Source organism: Aeromonas sp. Prich7-2, assembly GCF_017939255.1.
GTDB classification, from domain to species: Bacteria; Pseudomonadota; Gammaproteobacteria; order Enterobacterales; family Aeromonadaceae; genus Aeromonas; species Aeromonas caviae.
This window is the reverse complement of record NZ_JAGKRI010000175.1, coordinates 1-14669: the sequence shown is the minus strand read 5'-3', so window position 1 is coordinate 14669 and position 14669 is coordinate 1. Positions and strand designations below refer to the sequence as shown.

12 protein-coding genes and 2 pseudogenes are annotated in these 14669 nt (G+C 62.3%); 5 read left to right on the top strand and 9 right to left on the bottom strand.

Annotation, left to right across the window (positions count from 1 at the left end; all coding sequences use genetic code 11):
• Nucleotides 1-28: 28 nt before the first annotated feature.
• From J9892_RS20305 to trxC, 3 genes are all read right to left on the bottom strand, one after another.
• On the bottom strand, nucleotides 29-595 hold the full coding sequence (locus J9892_RS20305; protein WP_081844077.1) for a cytochrome b/b6 domain-containing protein: 567 nt from the start codon (nucleotides 593-595) through the stop codon (nucleotides 29-31).
• Between the two features lie 201 nt (nucleotides 596-796).
• Nucleotides 797-2185: a DASS family sodium-coupled anion symporter gene (locus J9892_RS20300; protein ID WP_043155181.1), complete on the bottom strand. Its 1389-nt coding sequence runs from the start codon at nucleotides 2183-2185 to the stop codon at nucleotides 797-799.
• 154 nt (nucleotides 2186-2339) lie between these two features.
• On the bottom strand, nucleotides 2340-2780 hold the full coding sequence (trxC, locus tag J9892_RS20295; RefSeq protein ID WP_010674892.1) for a thioredoxin TrxC: 441 nt from the start codon (nucleotides 2778-2780) through the stop codon (nucleotides 2340-2342).
• A 153-nt stretch (nucleotides 2781-2933) separates the two neighbouring features.
• Between trxC and J9892_RS20290 the strand changes: the two genes are divergently transcribed.
• The 3 genes from J9892_RS20290 to J9892_RS20280 all read left to right on the top strand — a co-directional run bounded on the left by J9892_RS20290 (nucleotide 2934) and on the right by J9892_RS20280 (nucleotide 9469).
• On the top strand, nucleotides 2934-5732 hold the full coding sequence (locus J9892_RS20290) for a response regulator (protein ID WP_045524566.1): 2799 nt from the start codon (nucleotides 2934-2936) through the stop codon (nucleotides 5730-5732).
• Nucleotides 5733-5871: 139 nt separating this feature from the next.
• Nucleotides 5872-7608: an ABC transporter transmembrane domain-containing protein gene (locus J9892_RS20285; protein WP_029314593.1), complete on the top strand. Its 1737-nt coding sequence runs from the start codon at nucleotides 5872-5874 to the stop codon at nucleotides 7606-7608.
• Nucleotides 7609-7717: 109 nt separating this feature from the next.
• Nucleotides 7718-9469 carry an ABC transporter transmembrane domain-containing protein gene (locus J9892_RS20280; protein WP_049636011.1) on the top strand — a complete coding sequence of 584 codons (1752 nt, stop codon included), beginning with the start codon at nucleotides 7718-7720 and terminating at the stop codon, nucleotides 9467-9469.
• Between the two features lie 55 nt (nucleotides 9470-9524).
• Here J9892_RS20280 and J9892_RS24815 read toward each other — a convergent pair.
• Together J9892_RS24815 and J9892_RS24810 are read right to left on the bottom strand one after the other, a co-directional pair.
• Nucleotides 9525-10240: pseudogene (locus J9892_RS24815) on the bottom strand (hypothetical protein).
• A 109-nt stretch (nucleotides 10241-10349) separates the two neighbouring features.
• Nucleotides 10350-10706 (bottom strand): hypothetical protein, encoded by a 357-nt coding sequence (locus tag J9892_RS24810; protein ID WP_223917421.1) that lies wholly within the window; start codon nucleotides 10704-10706, stop codon nucleotides 10350-10352.
• A 141-nt stretch (nucleotides 10707-10847) separates the two neighbouring features.
• Between J9892_RS24810 and J9892_RS20270 the strand changes: the two genes are divergently transcribed.
• A protein-coding gene (locus J9892_RS20270; RefSeq protein WP_113725556.1) for an IS5 family transposase occupies nucleotides 10848-11701 on the top strand; the annotation gives its coding sequence in 2 pieces (ribosomal slippage) (nucleotides 10848-11190 and nucleotides 11190-11701; 855 coding nt in all).
• A 364-nt stretch (nucleotides 11702-12065) separates the two neighbouring features.
• On the top strand, nucleotides 12066-12539 hold the full coding sequence (locus J9892_RS20265) for a DUF4442 domain-containing protein (protein ID WP_010674883.1): 474 nt from the start codon (nucleotides 12066-12068) through the stop codon (nucleotides 12537-12539).
• Nucleotides 12540-12695: 156 nt separating this feature from the next.
• On the opposite strand, the gene ybcJ is transcribed toward J9892_RS20265, so the two are convergent.
• The 4 genes and pseudogenes from ybcJ to J9892_RS20245 form a co-directional block, all read right to left on the bottom strand.
• Nucleotides 12696-12929, bottom strand: coding sequence for a ribosome-associated protein YbcJ (ybcJ, locus tag J9892_RS20260; RefSeq protein WP_010674882.1), 234 nt, complete (start codon nucleotides 12927-12929; stop codon nucleotides 12696-12698).
• Between the two features lie 165 nt (nucleotides 12930-13094).
• Nucleotides 13095-13499 (bottom strand): MaoC family dehydratase, encoded by a 405-nt coding sequence (locus J9892_RS20255; protein ID WP_010674881.1) that lies wholly within the window; start codon nucleotides 13497-13499, stop codon nucleotides 13095-13097.
• Nucleotides 13496-14527, bottom strand: a pseudogene (locus tag J9892_RS20250) (alpha/beta fold hydrolase); the annotation flags it as partial. The pseudogene J9892_RS20250 and the gene J9892_RS20255, both read right to left, overlap by 4 nt.
• 58 nt (nucleotides 14528-14585) lie before the next feature.
• On the bottom strand, nucleotides 14586-14669 hold an 84-nt coding region (locus J9892_RS20245; protein WP_210538025.1), incomplete at its 5' end, for a transposase.

Sequence of the window (14669 nt, the reverse complement as noted above, 5' to 3'; positions counted from 1 at the left end):
TTTTTTCATCTGTCGGGTTGAGAGAGGCTCAGGGCCTGTCGACCACCCGGGTGTCCGCCGGCACCCGTTTCTTGCCGGTGATCATCGCCCTGACGAGATCGCCCCGTACCAGGCGATCCAGGGCGATGACGGCCAGTACATGGACGAAGATGGTCACCTGCAGCCCCTTGGCAAAGAACTCGTGGATCTCTTCCATGCGATGGGTGCCGGAGAGCGGCCCGTATTCGGTCATGATCCCGCTGGCGGCGGTGCCGACAAGGCAGGTCAACAGCAGCAGTATCATCAAGGACCCCAAAGGATTGTGACCGGCATAGTAGGGGTGGCGCCCCTTGATCGTCTCCTTGAGATAGGTGATGACGCCGGTCGGTGTCGGCAGCCACTGGGCGAAGCGGGCATGATAGGAGCCGATGAATCCCCATACGATGCGCAGTGCCAGCAGTCCGGCCAGCGCATATCCCGCATAGCGGTGGTTGCGCGCCCCCTCTTCAAGGATGAAGAGATTCAGCACGCACAACAGCACAGTGGCCCAGTGAAATCCCCTGACCACCGGATCCCATACCATGATTTCACGGTTGTTCTGCATCGTCTTTCCCATGAGGTGATCCCCTTGTCGTGATGTCCATGATCATCGCCATCGTCAGCCATGGCTGCGTGATGGCCGTTGTCAGCATCATGGAGGTGATTTCTTAAGTGCGAGTTAATGTCGCCGTGATGTCACGGGTAGGGAGTGCGGTGGTTTCGGGGCGAGAAAAAGCCCCGGCGATGCGGGGCTTGGAGGGGCATTAGGGGGCGAACCTCAGTGGAGGATATCCCCCATGAAATAGGCCAGCATGGTCAGGATGACGGTGAACACCAGGTTCAGTACCAGGCCGGCCCGCATCATCTCCCGCTGCTGGATATGGCCGCTGGCGAAGACGATGGCGTTGGGGGGCGTGGCCACCGGCAGCATGAAGGCACAGGAGGCGCCGACGGCGATCAGCACGGAGACCACGATGGGGGAGACCCCCAGAGCCTCGGCCACCCCGGCGAACAGCGGCACCAGCAGCGCGGCGGTGGCGGTGTTGGAGACCAGCTCGGTCAGGAACACCACGAAGGCGGCCAGGCAGAGCAGGATCACGAAGATGGGCATGGAGGAGAGGCCGCTGGAGAGGTGCTCCGCCAGGAAGGCGTTGGCCCCGGTCTGCTTGAGGATGGCGCTCAAGGTGAGACCACCCCCGAACAGCAGCAGCACGCCCCAGTCGGTGTTCTGGTTGATGTCATCCCAGCTGGCGACCCGGCTGACGGCGATGGCCAGGATGGCGCCCATGGCGATCAGGGTATCGAACTGGGGAATGCCGCCCAGTGCCTTGGCAAGAGGCTGGGATCCAATCCACAGCAGCACCGTGGTCAGGAAGATGGCCAGGGTCACCTTGCGCTGGCCTGTCCACTCGATGGTGACCTGCTCGGTGCTGACCTGGTGGGAGAGATTAGGACGGGTGACCAGATAGAGCAGGCCGATGCCTACCGGCATGAAGATGATCACCACGGGGATGCCGAACTCCAGCCAGTCGGTGAAGCCCAAGCCCATCTGAGCGGCGGCGATGGCATTGGGGGGGCTGCCCACCAGTGTGCCGATGCCACCGATGCTGGCGCTATAGGCGACGCCAAGCAGCACGAAGACCAGGGTGCGGCGCTCCTTGTGAACGTCCAGCCCCTTCAGCATGCCGAGTGCCAGCGGCATCATCATGGCCGCGGTGGCGGTGTTGCTGATCCACATGGAGAGGGCGGCCGTGATGGTGAAGAGCACGATGGAAGCCCAGCCCAGGTGTCCCTTGGCGAGCTGCATCACCTTGCCGGCGATCTGGGTGTCGAGTCCCTGCTTGGAGAGGGCTGCCGCGAGGGCAAAGCCGCCAAAGAAGAGGAACAGGACGGGGTTGGCAAAGTCGGTCAGCGACTTGCTCATGTCGAACACCCCGAGCAGGGTGGCGAGCACCGGGATGGAGATGGCAGTGATGGTGATGTTCACTGCCTCGGTCAGCCAGAGGATGGCGATGAAGATCAGGATGGCCAGCCCCTTGTTGACCATGGGGTCAAACGGGAGCCATGCCAGCATGGCGCAGAGCAGGAGCAGATCCAGGATGACGATCCCGGACTTGATGTCCAGCCAGCGTGAGGGGGGAGTCGGAGGTACAGCCGATGTGTGCATAACGTTCTCTCGGTTAATTTATGGTTGTTGTTGTGATGCCGAGGTTACATATATCCCCCTGTTTGAAACAGGGGGATATGGTCAAATCATGTGGCGGCTCACAGAGTCAAGTGAAAATGGATCTTCAATCAAACAGAAATGAAACATTTCATTTTCATTTGACGGGGGAGGTGAAGGAGAGCAGCCACTCCTTGAACAGGCTCTTGGGCAGGGAGCCGCTGCGCTGTGCCAGGATCTCCCCCCGCTGGAAGACCATCAGGGTAGGAATGCTGCGAATGCCATAGCGACCTGCGATGGCGGCCTCCTGCTCGGTATCGAGTTTCACGAAGCGAAGGCGGGGCTCAAGCTCCCGGGCGACCTCCTGAAAGACGGGGGCAAACTGCAGGCAGGGGCCACACCAGCTTGCCCAAAAGTCCACCACCACCGGGATGTCGGACTGGATCAGGGCATCGAAGCTGGCCTGACGCCCCGCCACCGGGGTTTGTTCGAAGAGGGCGTGACGACAGCGGCCACACTTCGCGTTTGAGTCTGCTTTTTCGACAGGCAGGCGGTTGCGGGTAAAGCATTGGCTACAATAGGTGGTGACAAGTGACATAATTGCTTCCTTATTTCATGGCCCGGCAACATCTTTATTGCAATCAGAGCGCCGACTAACGGTAACATAGCACTCAGTGGTTTTTCACAGTTGGCCTCCGGCCGTGACCTGATGTCACCGGATGGCCGACCATGACATGAGAATCGAGACGGGATGAAGAGTGTTGCACGGGGCAATCGTGTTGTCTTTGGCCTTATCATCGTATCGCTGGTGGGCTTTTCTGCCTATTGCTGGCAGTTGCTCAGCCAGCAGCAGCGTGCCTTCGATTTGAGCGTGGCGGCTGAGATGGTGCTCAATCGGGTCAATACCGATACCGTCTATCTGCTGGGGCGCGAGAAGGCCAGCGATGGCAGCGTACAGCAACGCCTGAGCCTGCTTTCCAGTCACCTGGACAGGTTCGTCAGGCTGGTGCACGAGGATCCGGAGTCGGTGGACGACCCCGGCTCCCAGGCGTTGCAGCGGGACATCGACGGTTATCTGCTGGATCTCGCCAGGCTCTACACCATGGAGATGACCATCGAGTATCTGGCTCCCCGCTTCCAGGGCCAGCTCAAGGCGTTGCAAGGCACCCTGCCGGTCGGTGAGGCGCAGTACCGCGACCTGACCGAACTCATGCGCCTGCACCACTACCTCAGACGTAGCTGGGATCAGAACGAGCAGCGACAACTGTTGCAACTCCAGCAGCACCTGCTTGACCGCTATGGCGAGCAGCCGAGGGTCGCGGCCCTCGTCCGGCTGGGCCAGGAGTTCAATCAGCAGGTGATGGAGTACCATCGCCTGCGCAATCAGGTGGTGGAGATGAAGGGGCTGAGCTCACTGCCCGCCTGGAAGCAGAGCAAGCTGGAGCGGGCCTCCTCCCTCAAGAGCCGCTTCTACCTGATGGTGCTGGGGGGGGCGCTGCTCTGCTTCTCGCTAGTGGCCGCGACCCTGTGGCGTCGCAACCAGAAGCTGAGCGAGCTCTCTCGCCATGCCGCGCTGCTGGCCCAGGCCAAGAGCGACTTCCTGGCCAACATGAGCCACGAGATCCGCACCCCCATGAATGCCATCATCGGCTTCAGCGCCCTGGCACTGCAAACCAGTCTGGATCCCCAGCAGCGGGACTATCTCAACAAGATCAAATCCTCGTCGGACACCTTGCTGCTGCTCATCAACGACATTCTGGATCTCACCAAGGTGGAGTCCGGCAAGTTGACCTTGGAGGAGATCGACTTCGATCTCAGCGAGCAGCTCGACTCCCTCGCCGCCATGTTCGCGGATCTGGCGGAGCGCAAGCACATCGAGGTCATCATCAACAAGTCTCCCGCCGTGCCCGACTTTCTGCGCGGGGATCCGCTGCGCCTCGGTCAGGTACTGGTCAACCTGGTGAACAATGCCATCAAGTTCACCGAGCGGGGCGAGGTGGAGGTGGCCATCACCCTCACCAGCCAGCATCCCATGCGGGTCTGTTTCAGCGTGCGGGATACCGGCATCGGCATCGCCCCGGAGAAGCAGGCCCAGCTGTTCCAGCCCTTTACCCAGCTGGAGGCGGGCAATACCCGCAAATATGGCGGCTCCGGGCTTGGCCTCAACATCTCCCAGCGCCTGGTGGGGCTGATGGGCGGGGAGATCACCGTGCAGAGCAAACCCGGGGTGGGCTCCACCTTCCTGTTCGAGATCCCCATCTCCCAAGCGGTGTACGGGGTCTCGGGGCGCCGGGTCTTCTTCGATCACCAGCCCCTGATCCTGATGATGGATGACAATGAGCTGGTGCTGGAACTGGCCAAGGACATCCTGGGGCGGGCGGGGGCGTCCGTCATCACGGTCAACAGCCTCTCCCGCGCCCGTCAGGTGCTGCGTGAAGAGGGGCATCACATCCGCCTCGCCATCCTCGACTGGCGCATGGGTCAGGAGGATGGCCTGGACTTGGCCCTCGAGATGTACCAGCACAGCCAGTGGCGGCGCCTGCCTGTCCTGATGACCAGCGCCTGGTCCAGGGAGGGGCTGCACGGGCGGATGGAAAGCATGGGACTGACCCACTTCCTGGCCAAGCCCATGACCGAAAACGCCTTGCTGGCCAAGGTGGACGAACTGCTCAACGGCAGCTCCCATGACAGCAAGGTCCGCCAGGCGGAGGCACAGGGGGATCAGCAGCAGTTCCGGGAGCTGCTGCGTGGTACCCGGGTGCTGCTGGCCGAGGACAACCGGGTCAACCAGCAGCTCATTCTGGAGTACCTGCGCCGGGTGGAGGCCAAGGTCACCGTGGTGGACAACGGCCGCGAGGCGGTGGAGCAGGTGGCGGAGCAGCCGTTCGACGTCATCCTGATGGATCTGCAGATGCCGGTGCTGGACGGGCTGGATGCCACCCGCCAGATCCGCAAGATGGTGGACAAGCATGATGTGCCCATCATCGCCCTCACCGCCAGCGCCATGCCGGGGGACAGGGAGCGCTGCCTTGGCGTCGGCATGAACGGCTATGTCACCAAGCCGGTGAGCAAGCTCGATCTCTACAACAACCTGCTGCAATGGGTGAAGAGCAGCGGCGGGGAGCCCAAGGTGCCCATCGAGGTCAAGCCGCCGGCCCTCATGGGCGTGCTGGATCTGGAGGATGCCCTGCGCCGGCTGGAGCATGACAGGGAGGCGCTGCAGATCCTCTTCAAGCTGTTCCTCTCCGAGCACAAGGACGATCTGTGGGACATCCGCACCGCCCTGCGTCGCCAGCAGCCCGAAGTGGCGTGCCGCTTGCTGCATACCCTGAAGGGGGTCTCGGCCAACATCTCCGCTTCCCGCCTGCAACTGCTGGCCGGGGAACTGGAGTGGCGGCTGCGGCTGCAGGAGGAGCTGAGCGAGGGGGAGCTCAACCAGTTGCAGCAGGTCTTTACCCAGACCCGGGAGGAGGTCTCCCACTTCCTGCTCACCGGGGAGCAGCAGGAGTCGGTCGCTTTCCCGTTTTCGCCCCCCGACAAGCGGCTCTGAGGGAGGGCAAGATAGCAATCGTTCTCAAGTCACCCGCTTCAGGCTATGATGACCCACTCGTTCGCCCCCGCCAGGGGGCGATTGTATTGAGCTTCTCTTCATGATCACGCGGCAGCGCGCCGCGACCAAGGACTTCTCTGTGAGCGTATTTTTGCGGCTTGGCTGGTTTTTCAAGGATCAGTGGCGGCGTTATCTGGTGGCCATCTCCCTGCTGATGCTGGTGGCCCTGTTTACCGTGATCCCCCCCAAGGTGGTGGGCTGGGTGGTGGATGGCATCGCCAAGGGTGACCTGGACAGCGGCACCCTGACCGGCTATCTGGCGGGGCTTTTTGGCCTGGGACTGCTTATCTACCTGCTGCGCTACGTGTGGCGGGTCATGCTGTTCGGTGCCTCCTACCGGCTCGCCTACGTGCTGCGCAACCGGCTGTTCAGCCACTTCACCCGCATGAGCCCGGATTTCTACCAGCGCCACCGCACCGGTGATCTGATGGCCCACGCCACCAACGACATCCAGGCGGTGGAGATGACCGCAGGGGAAGGGGTACTGACCCTGGTGGACTCCTTCATCGTCGGCATCCTGGTGCTCTCCATCATGTGCAGCCAGTACTCCTGGCAGCTGACCCTGCTCTCCCTGCTGCCCCTGCCGGTGATGGCCTTCTTCATGAACCGCTTCGGGACCCAGATCTACAAGGAGTTCAAGGCGGCTCAGGGGGCCTTCTCCCGCCTCAACAACAAGACCCAGGAGGCCCTCTCCGGGGTGCGGGTGCTCAAATCCTACGCGGTCGAATCCCTAGAGGACGAGGGCTTTGCCGAGCTGACCCGTCAGGCGGGGGAGCGCAACATGGCGGTGGCCCGCATCGACGCCAAGTTCGACCCCGTGATTTACCTGTGCATCGGCTGCTCCTATTTTCTGGCTGTCGCAGGGGGCAGCGCCCTGGTGCTGCAAGACAAGCTGACTCTGGGGGAGCTCACCAGCTTCACCATGTACCTCGGCCAGCTCATCTGGCCCATGTTCGCCATCGCCTGGCTGTTCAACATCATCGAGCGGGGCAGCGCCGCCTACTCGCGCATCGAAAGCCTGCTGGGGGAGCACAGCGACATCGAGGAGCCGGCCCATCCCATGGCGCTGGCCTCGGCCTTTCCCCTGCGGGTGCTGGGGCTGGGCTACCGGCTGGAGCAGCGCACCCTGTTGCAGGGGGTGGATGTCACCCTGCAGGCTGGCGCCATGCTGGGGATAGTGGGACGCACCGGGGCAGGCAAGAGCTCCCTGCTCAAGCTGCTGATGCGCCTGGCCAACCCCACGGCCGGGGAGATCCGCATGGGGGAGGTGCCCATCTCGCAACTGTCGCTGGGTGAGCTGCGCAGCCAGTTTGCCTATGTGCCCCAGGAGCCGTTTCTGTTCTCCACCACCATCGCGGCCAACATCGCCCTGGGCCGCCCCGAGGCGAGCCGGGAGGAGATTGAGCGGGTGGCGCGCATCGCCTGCGTTCACGACGACATCAGTCGCTTCCCCAAAGGGTATGAAACCGAGGTGGGAGAGAAGGGGGTGACCCTCTCCGGCGGTCAGAAGCAGCGTCTGGCCATCGCCCGCGCCCTGCTGCTGGATGCCCCTATCCTGGTGCTGGATGACGCCCTCTCGGCGGTGGATGCCCACACCGAGCAGCAGATCCTGCTGGCCCTCAAGGTCCACAAGCGCACCCTGGTGCTGGTGAGCCACCGCATGACGGCGGTGGAGCAGGCGGACGAGATCCTGGTGCTGGAACAGGGCGCGATCAGCGAGCGGGGCCGTCACGAGACCCTGATGGCCAGGAACGGCTGGTACGCGGACATGGTCCGCTACCAGCGCCTGGAGCAGGACGTGGAGGAGAGCCTGTGAACAGGATGACAAGGCCCCTGGTTTCCTTCACCCCCCGCCCGGCTCCCGCGAGCGGAGAGGGGAGCAAAGAGAGTCAATTCCCGTGGAACGTTGCGCTGGAGGCAAGTCTGTGAATCCAACCATCAAACGGCTGCTCGCCTACTGCGCCAGCTACCCCCGCTGGCTGGTGCAGGCGGGCATCTGCCTGCTGCTCGCCACCGGCGCCGAGGTGGCGGGTCCCTTGCTCATCAAGCTCTTCATCGATGACTACCTGGCGCCGCGCCGGCTGGAGTGGGGCATCATCGCCGCCCTTGCCGCCGGTTATCTGGGGTTGCAGGTGTTGTCGGCGGCCGGCTTCTACCTGCAATCCCTGCGCTTCAACCGCATCGCCCAGGCGGTGGTGCAGCGTCTGCGCGAGCAGGTGTTCGCCACCGCCATCCGCCTGCCTGCCCGCTATTTCGACAAGCACCGCTCGGGCTCCCTCATCTCCCGCATCACCAACGACACCGAGGCGATCATGAACCTCTATGTCCAGGTGATAGGGCTCCTGGTGCAAAAAGTGGTGCTCCTGTGCGGCATCCTGCTCTCCATGGCGCTGCTGGACTTTCACCTGATGCTGGTGTGCGCCACCCTGCTGCCGGCGGTGGGGGCCGTGATGTGGCTCTACCAGAAACTGAGCGTGCCCGTGGTGCGGGCGACCCGATCCTTGCTCTCCGACATCAACAGCCGTCTCAACGAGTCGTTGCAGGGGATGCCGGTGATCCAGGCCATGGTGCAGGAGCGCCACTTCGCCATTGCTTTTGCGGGGGTGAACCAGCAGCACTGGCAGGCGCGGATCAAGAGCCTCAAGATCAACGGCATCCTGCTGCGCCCCCTCATCGATCTCTTCTACATGATGGTGCTCATCGGTCTGCTGGCCCTGTTTGCCCACGAGGGGCTGAGCACGGCGGGGGCCATTCAGGTGGGGGTGCTTTACGCCTTCATCAGCTATCTGGGGCGGATGATCGAGCCCCTCATCGAGATGACCAACCAGCTCAACCAGTTGCAGCAGGCCATGGTGGCGGGGGAGCGGGTATTCGCCCTGCTCGATGAAACCCGCGAGAGCACCGACGGGGAGGTGCGCCCCCTGGAGGGACGGGTACGCTTCGACGGGGTGGGCTTCTCCTACGACGGGGAGCAGCAGGTGCTGCAAGATGTGAGCTTTGCCACCCGGCCGGGCCAGATGCTGGCGCTGGTGGGCCACACCGGCAGCGGCAAGTCCACCATCATCAGCCTGCTGATGGGTTTCTACCCCCTGGATCGGGGGAGCATCCACTTCGATGATCACCCCATGAACGGCCTGGCTCTCTCGGCGGTGCGCCGCAGCATCGGCCTGGTGCAGCAGGATCCTTTCATCTTCGTCGGCACCCTGGCCGAGAACCTGCGCCTTGGGCGTGACGGCATCGAGGATGGGCGGCTCTGGCAGGCCCTGGAGGAGGTGCAGCTGGCCGATTTCGTGCGCCGCCTGCCCGATGGCCTGGCCACCCTGATGGAGGAGGGGGGCAAGAACCTCTCCGCTGGCCAGCGCCAGCTGCTCTCCTTTGCTCGCGCCCTGGTGGGGGATCCGCGCATCCTCATCCTGGACGAGGCGACCGCGAGCGTGGACTCCCAGACCGAGCTCGCCCTCTCCCAGGCGCTCTCGGCGGCACGCCGTGGCCGCACCACCATCGCCATCGCCCACCGTCTCTCCACCATTGTGGATGCCGATGAAATCCTGCTGCTCTCCCGCGGGTGGGTGAGCGAGCGCGGCACCCACGGCGAGCTGATGGCGCTGGGGGGGCATTATGCCCAGCTGTTCGAGATGCAGAGCCAGGGGGCCTGGCTTGAAGAGAAACGGGCCTGAGGCCCACCTAAAAAAACAGCCGGCATCTGCCGGCTGTTTTTTTTGACAGGCAGGGTTACACCGTGACCTTGCTGCGGCTGACCAGCTTGGGTTCCAGGGGCGGGAAGTCATCGTTGAAGAAGGTATCCGCTTCTTCAATTTGTGCCTTGCGCTGCTTCTGGATGAAGTTGTCGAAGTCGCGCTTGATCTCGGGGTCCTTGAGGGCCTCGTAGTCGAACACGTTGGCGGCATAGAGGTAGTTGAAGTAGATGTCGACGAACTCGGCGCTGGCACAGGCGGAGGTGAACTTGCTGTTCTGGCGGTCGAAGTTGACGCGGTACTGCTTGATCTTCGGCACATAGACCAGCTCGTTGCCCACCTTGAACACTTCCACTGTGACCCCCACCGTGATGGTCTTGTGAAGTCCTTGTTGTTCTCCACCCCGAAGCGGATGGCATCCCCCTGCTTTTGCAGGAACTTGTTGAAGCTGGCCAGCGCCGTGGTGCCCTGGCTCACCACCACGTCCATGATGAAGTTGATGAAGTCGGTGGCGATGCTGAGCCCCTTGATGTGGCGGCTGTAGCTCTGCTGATCGATCTTGCTCGGCCCCATCAGGGGGATCTTGGAGAGGGCCCTGGCCCAGAGATCCGCGTCCGTCTTGTACTGCTCGCCATAGGCTTCGGCGTAACGGTTGATGTAGGCGGTGACCACGGAGGTGATGGCGATGAGGTAGGCCTTCTGTTCCGCCAGCTTGGCCATGACTGCGGGATCGTCCAGCAGCTCGTTGGCCACGATGAACTCCACCAGGCCGTCCTTGTCGGCATAGGGATCACTGCCCACCGCCCGGACGGTGTCGGGCAGATTGACGTCGTTGAAGAAGGCCTCGGCCTCGGCGAACTGATCATGGTTGCTCAGGCGGTTGGCCGGTGCCTCGCGCACCAGCTGGCAGAGCACCAGCTACGGCCTCGTAGTCCGACTCGCGCCACAGGGGGGCCTGCAACTGGTTGCCGAAGGTCTTCTTGTAGGCGAGGTTGAAGTCAAACAGCACCGAACTGCAGCCGCAATCCATGGCGAAGTCGACGGTGTAGCTCAGCGGCCCGGTGGGCAGGGGCTTGCTCATCTTCCCCTTGGCGCTGAGGTTGGCATAGCACTTGAGGTACTCCCGGCCAAACAGCTCGTAGACACGGTTGTTGTTGAAGTTGAGCTGGAAAGTACCGGCGCTCTCGCCCCCGTTGAACAACTGTTGCACGTGACTCATCTCTCTATCCTTATGGTGAGATTGGTAGACGGGTTGACCCGGTGCCGAGTGGCTACTTCCTGGCCAGCAACAGCCTAGGCTGTGTTCTTAAAGTGATGAAGATATAATCTCACATCTTCTCAACAGCTTAAGATCCATTCCGTGTCCCACCGTTATCAGCTGACTGATGCACAATGGGGGCTTATCGAGCCCCAGTTTCCTTCTCGAAGCCTGATCGGGCGCCCTACCCATGAACCGCGCCAAGTGCTCGATGGCATTCTCTGGATACTCCACACCGGAGCTCCTTGGCGAGACCTTCCAGAACGTTTCGGACCATGGAATTCGGTCTACAACACCTTCCGGCGTTGGCAGGATGCAGGCCGGATTGATGCCATTCTGGAAGCGCTGCAACTCAAGCTCAATGAAGAAGGGCTCATCGATTTCGACCTGTGGTGCCTGGACGGCTCCAATGTCAGGGTATCCAAAGATGCTGCCGGAGCGCGTAAAAAAACACTCCGGTGAATCAAGCACTTGGTCGCTCTCGTGGTGGTTTTGGCAGCAAAATTCACTTGGTCACTGATGGTAATGGTTTACCGCTGGGGTTCTGCCTTTCGCCGGGGCAATCAGCGGAAATCAGATATGCGACAAGTGCGTTGGCCATGGCAAGGATCCCGACTTCATCAGGCCGTTATCGCACGCGACCAACGCATCTTGCCGCAGATAAGGCCTATAGCAGCAGGGCTTTGCGGGCCGAACTCCGGCGCAGAGGGATAAAAGCAGTCATCCCGCAGCGCAGCGACCAGCAGCGGCACCATAAGGGACGACCTCTGGTATTAGACAAAGCTCGTTATCGCAGGCGAAATGTGGTCGAGCGGTGCTTCGGATGGCTGAAGAAGTTTCGCCGATTCTCAACGAGATATGAAAAGCTGGCGGGAAGTTTTGCTGCTTTTATCAAGCTGGCTTTCTGCCTTCGTTACTTACGAGAGCTATTGGTGGACAGAAAACCAGCATTTTGAGAACACAGCCTAGCGAGGGAGAGGGGGTTTGGTTACTGCGAATAATCCCAGTGGCGGGGGCGGGATCCTGGGCTAGCCCCCAGACGGGGAGTATTTCTCGTTGTGTTTCATTCGAATATGGCCGTCATGGTCCCGTCATCCGGGGCGGGACCTTGAAAAAAATCGGAAAAAGGGAAAAGAGAGGGGCGACCCGGGGTCAGGAAAGGCCGATTTTATCATTTGCCAGGCAAATAGAACCTGGCCATTGCATGAATTTTGCAAATACCCTTTGGGGGGCCGCTCACAGGGATGGCACGGGAGGCTTGTCTATCGGGAAGCAGACTGGCAACATTTGTATCACATTTACTCATCGGATCAGTTTGCAATGGACCTGCAACGCCTCAAAGCCAACCTCGCCCTGCGTCTGTTCGCCTGGCGCTACATTCCCGTCATTGGTTTCTGTGCCCCCGTCATCGAGCAGATGGACGCCAGGGCGCTGCGCATCCGCATTCCGCTGGGCTGGCGCACCCGCAACCACCTGGGCAGCATGTATTTCGGGGCGCTCGCCACCGGTGCCGACCTGGTGGGGGGGCTCCTGGTCATGGAGAAGGGGCGGGCGCGGCGCAAGAAGGTGCATTTTGCCTTCAAGGATGTGCAAGGGGAGTTTTTGAAGCGCCCGGAGGGGGACGTGCAGTTTGATTGCGCGGCGGGGGAGCTTATCGACGCCATGATCGACGAGTCCCTGGCGAGCGGTCAGCGCATCAACCGCCCCATCCAGGTGGTGGCCACCTGCCCGTCGCGCAACGGCGACGAGGCCATGGCCCGCTTTGTGCTGACCCTCTCCATCAAGGCAAGCTGAAGGCCAGAGGGCGCTTGGCGCCCTTGTTCAAGCCGGTATCAAAGGATCTCGGGACTGCTCCCTTCCTTCACCACGGCCTTCATGCTTCATGCCGTTGAAGTTGACCGCCCGCTCGGCCACTGTGCTGGGTAGCGCTTGCGTGGCAGGGCGTCAGGATCAGAGGATCTCGGGGCTGACGCCTTCTTTCACGACTACCTTCATGCCGTTGAAGTTGACCACCTGCTCGGCGACTATCTTGCAGCGTTTGCGGGTCTCGACCTGACCGTCCACTTCCACCAGGCCCTCGGCGACCAGCGCCTTGGCGGCACCGCCACAATCGGCCCAACCCTGATGCTTGATCAGGTCACACAAGGCAACGAAGGGGTGACCTTCGAGCAGAAACGTCTCCATGGGAAATCCTCTAGCTGGATGAATGGCTGAAACAGCGGGGGCTCATTCTAGGCAGTTAGGCGGGGCAGGGAAAGGGCCCGGGCCGAATTGCCCCGAAAAAGGGGCGAGCACAGGCAATAAAACCAGCCCGACCGGGCTGGTTGTATCTCTGGGGGCCACTGGCGCTCAAGGGAGTTTCACCACCGCTTCCCCCGTCACGGCGAGGGCGCCGCCCTGGGTGAAGATGCGGGTGGCCAGGGTGGCGATGGGCTTGTCGCTTCGAAGGGCAATCACCTCCACCTCCGCCGTCACCTCGTCCCCCACGAACACCGGGAGCGTGAAGGAGAGGCTCTGGCCCAGATAGATGCTCCCTTTCCCGGGCAGTTGCTGCCCGAGGAGCCCGGAGAAGAGGCTCGCCAGCAGCATTCCGTGGACGATGGGGCGCTCGAACACCGTCGTGGCGGCAAAGTCCGGGTCCAGGTGCAGGGGATTGAAATCCTCCGAGAGGCCGGCGAAGGCCGCCACCTCGGCCGGGCCGAAGCGCTTGGTCAGGCGAGCCTTCTGGCCCACGGCAAGGGGTTGTGTACTCATGCGGGTTCCTCTTCTTGCATCCTGACGCCGGCAAACACCGGATTGAGCCGTACCTTGACGTAGCTGCCGGGGGCCGCCTCCAGCCCCTCGACAGGCTGCCGGGCGGGGACGGGTTCTGCTTCGTCACGGTCTTTGATAAAGCGCATCATCTCGGGCCACCAGGAGCCGCTCTGGTGGGTCGCCCCCGCCAGCCACTGCGCCGGGCTGTCCGCCTCGACCTCGCTCTGCCAGAAGCCGTATTTGTTGGCATCCGGTGGATTGATGATGCCGGCGATGTGCCCGGATTCGGCCAGAATGAAGCGCCGTTCGCCCCCGAACAGCGCCATGCCCTGCCAGGTTCCCTGCCAGAGGGCGATGTGATCGTCCACGGCGGACACCAGCAGCACCGGGGTCTTCACCTTGGCGAGAGCGATGCGGGTGTGGCGGATCTTGAGCTCCCCCTTCACCAGCTGGTTTTCCAGGTAGAGTCGGCGCAGCAGGCTGTTGTGGATCTTGCCCGCCACGTTGGTGCTGTCGCTGTTCCAGTGCAGCAGATCGGATGCCACCGGGCTCTGGCCCTTGAGGTAGCTGTCGATGTAGTAGTTCCAGTAGAGGCTGTTCTCCCGCAGCAGACTGAAGGAGACCGCCAGCTGGCGCCCGTCCATGATGCCCCTGGCCTCGTTCTGCGCCTCCAGCGCCGCGATGATGGGCTCGTGGATGAAGATGCCAAGCTCCCCGGGCTGGGAGAAGTCCAGCAGGGTGGTGAACAGGGTGGCGCTACGCACCCGCTGCTTCTGGCGCCGCGCCGCCAGCCAGCCCATGGCGAGTGACAACGCAGTGCCACCGATGCAGTAGCCGATGCCGTGCACCTCCCGCTCGCCGGTGGCTGCCTCCACGGCGTCCAGGGCGGCGATGACCCCGTCCACCACGTAGTCGTCGAGATCGACCTGCCCCTGTGCCACCCCCGGGTTGCGCCAGGAGATCATGAAGACCGTCTGCCCCTGGGCGACCAGCCAGGCCACCAGGGAGTTCTGGGGGCGCATGTCCATCTTAAATGCGAAAGGGGACTCCCTCCGACGTAGGTGGGAGGGGAATTTCGCCGGGGCGTCAGCCCCGCTGGTTTTGAATGTATTGCTTGATCACCTCCAACGGTGCTCCGCCGCAAGAGCCCGCAAAGTAAGAGCGTGACCA

Coding starts and splice junctions, on each gene's coding strand:
- J9892_RS20305 (WP_081844077.1), bottom strand. CDS start 595: ATGGGAAAGACGATGCAGAACAACCGTGAAATCATGGTATGGGATCCG.
- J9892_RS20300 (WP_043155181.1), bottom strand. CDS start 2,185: ATGCACACATCGGCTGTACCTCCGACTCCCCCCTCACGCTGGCTGGAC.
- trxC (WP_010674892.1), bottom strand. CDS start 2,780: ATGTCACTTGTCACCACCTATTGTAGCCAATGCTTTACCCGCAACCGC.
- J9892_RS20290 (WP_045524566.1), top strand. CDS start 2,934: ATGAAGAGTGTTGCACGGGGCAATCGTGTTGTCTTTGGCCTTATCATC.
- J9892_RS24810 (WP_223917421.1), bottom strand. CDS start 10,706: ATGAGTCACGTGCAACAGTTGTTCAACGGGGGCGAGAGCGCCGGTACT.
- J9892_RS20265 (WP_010674883.1), top strand. CDS start 12,066: ATGGACCTGCAACGCCTCAAAGCCAACCTCGCCCTGCGTCTGTTCGCC.
- ybcJ (WP_010674882.1), bottom strand. CDS start 12,929: ATGGAGACGTTTCTGCTCGAAGGTCACCCCTTCGTTGCCTTGTGTGAC.
- J9892_RS20255 (WP_010674881.1), bottom strand. CDS start 13,499: ATGAGTACACAACCCCTTGCCGTGGGCCAGAAGGCTCGCCTGACCAAG.